The organism is Tabrizicola sp. (assembly GCF_030694085.1).
GTDB lineage: Bacteria > Pseudomonadota > Alphaproteobacteria > Rhodobacterales > Rhodobacteraceae > Tabrizicola.
Genome location: NZ_JAUXZE010000047.1, coordinates 1 through 2,511 on the forward strand (window position 1 = coordinate 1; position 2,511 = coordinate 2,511).

Below are 2,511 nucleotides of genomic sequence, written 5' to 3' on the forward strand. Positions count from 1 at the left end.
TGACCTGCCCGGTTTTTTCGGACCACGGGTTTCTTGAGCCTGCCCGTCATTCCGGCCTCACCGCGAGACCGGCTGATTGAGAGTGCCCCGTCGTCTCGGCGGGAGCAATGGGCCGGGCTGCGGAGACGCCACATATCGCAGCAGTCCGGCCCATTGCGGGCGACGTGCGCGGACGCCCGGGCTGAGGCGTGATCTCGCCGCGTGCCAGTCTTGCCGCATACTCCGTCGGCGTCAGGTTGCCCAGAGATGAATGTGGACGATCTTCGTTGAAGTGCGTTCGCCATCTGCCGATCATCACACGCGCCTCCTCCCGGCTGCGGAACCACTCGACGCTCAGGCACTCGTCGCGGAACTTGCCGTTGAAGCTTTCGCATGTGCCGTTCTGCCACGGCTTGCCCGGCTCGATCAGGCCGGTCCGGATGCCTTCATCCGTGATCCACTTGAGCAGCGCGAGCGATACGAACTCCGGGCCATTGTCCGAGCGCAGAACCTCGGGCGGCCCTCGCTCCGAGACGAGGCGTGCAAGGGTGTCGATCACACGACGCGAGCGGATCGATCCGGCGACGTCGATCGCCAGGCACTCGCGCGTGCCCTCGTCGACGACCGTCAGGCATTTGATCTGCTGGCCGGTCGCCACGTAGTCGAACACGAAGTCGTAGGACCACACCTTGTTGGCAGCCAAGGGCCGTTCCACACGGTCCCGCGCAAGGCCGCGGATGCGCTTGCGCGGTCGTTTGCGGGGACGTTGCAGCCCATGCTTGCGCCAGAGCCGGTGCATCCGTCCGGCGCTCAGCTCAAACCCGTCACGCTGCAGATAAATCAGGATACGACGGTATCCGAAACGATTGTAATCGCCCGCCCATTTCATCATCCGCTCCACCACGGGAGCATCCGTCCTGGTCTTCGTGCTCTCGTAGGTCAGAGCACTCCTTGCGACGCCAAGAAGCGTGCAAGCCCGCCGCTGCGAGAGCCCTCGGGCTCTCGCGTACGCAACTGCGGCACGGCGAGCCGGCACGCTCACCATTTTTTTGCGGCGATCTCCTTCATCACCTCGATCTCGAGATCCCGCTCGGCGACCAGCTTCTTCAGCCGCGCATTCTCGGTCTCCAGCGACTTCAGCCGGCGGACATCGTTGGCGTCAAACGCGCCAAACCGCTTCTTCCAGATGTAGATTGTCTGCTCGCTGACCCCATGCCGCTTCGCCGCTTTCGCAACGCCGTCCCGATCACCCTCGCGAATGATCGCCACCATCTGCTCGTCCGTGAACCTTGATTTGCGCATTCCTGCCTCCGAATCCGGAGCAGTCTCTCAAGTAATCCCTGGTTCGAAAAGTCGGGGGCAGGTCATGATCGTGAAGCCTCCATGGCGCCACACCATCCCGGAGGCGCTTCTTGTACTTGCTCCACCCGGAGATCGGTCGTTCGTCCGAGACGATCGACGGAAAGAACAGATCAGTGCTGTTGAGACGAGGGACCGCCTCCAGTTCAGCGGCCACCATGTCGCCGTACGGGAACATGTGCTCCCGGGAGTTTTTACAGACCCAGTCGGGCAGCGTGATGGTCCGGTGCTTCTGGTCGATCCAGGTCCGCCGCAGGTTCGCTATCTCGCTCTTCCTCTGCCCGGTGAGGATGAGGAGATGGACGATGGTCCCATACGGGTAGCCGGCGACCGTTGCAGCATCCCAAACCGTTTTCAGCTCGTTCGGTTTCAGGATGCGTTTCCGCGCCTTGCCGGGGACGATCAGCACACCTTCGAGGGGTGAGTGAAGGATATAGCGGCGAGGGGGCTTCACGCACCAGCGCAGGAATGTCCGGGCGACGGCCAAGCAGTGCGACTTCTCAGAGGGCGCGAGCTTGTCAGTTATGGCGGTTATGTTCTCATACTCGATGTCGGACAGTTTCTTCTTCCCGAGCTTGGGCAGAAGATGCTTGTCGAGCACACGCTTGTAGTCGCGTTGCGTCCTGGGTTTCTTGGCCGTGATCGCTTCCTTGTAGTGTTCATAGGCAGCGGAGAAGGTCATCTTAGAATGTTTGGCGGGTGCCTCAGTCAGGAGCTTCCTGGCCTCTTTGCGGGCATCCGCTAAACTGAGTTGCGGATACTTTCCGATGTTCGTTCGTTCGCGTTCGCGGCCCCGGATTACGAACCACGTCTTGCGGTTCTTTCCGACGCGGATGGCAAACGCGGGCGTCGACTCGTCGTAATATGTCCCGGGCGCCTTGAGCCGTGACACAACGACATCTGTCAAATGCGTTACAGGCATCCTTTTTGCTCCGTTGTTGCTCCCAGATCGTGCGAGTAGAGGGGAGTTTCTACGGAGCACTATACCATTACGAAATGCAAAAAGTGGCGGATTTTATTGGGGAAGTGAGACACTATGCGGTGCTATGAGTCGACCCGATTTCTAATTCCTGAACCGTAGGTCGCATGTTCGGGTCATGCCGGGATCGCCAGTTTTTCGAGCGGATTTTACTGCTTCATTTTGAAGTGAACGCGGCAAAGCGTTCACGAAGT

General features: G+C 60.3%; 1 protein-coding gene and 1 pseudogene. Both read right to left on the minus strand.

Annotation, left to right across the window (positions count from 1 at the left end):
- Positions 1-193 precede the first annotated feature (193 nt).
- A pseudogene (locus Q8M85_RS12100) lies at positions 194-1,281 on the minus strand (IS3 family transposase); the annotation flags it as partial.
- Positions 1,226-2,245, minus strand: a complete 1,020-nt coding sequence (locus Q8M85_RS12105; protein ID WP_305544773.1) for an integrase family protein — start codon at positions 2,243-2,245, stop codon at positions 1,226-1,228. The pseudogene Q8M85_RS12100 and the gene Q8M85_RS12105, both read right to left, overlap by 56 nt.
- Positions 2,246-2,511 lie beyond the last annotated feature (266 nt).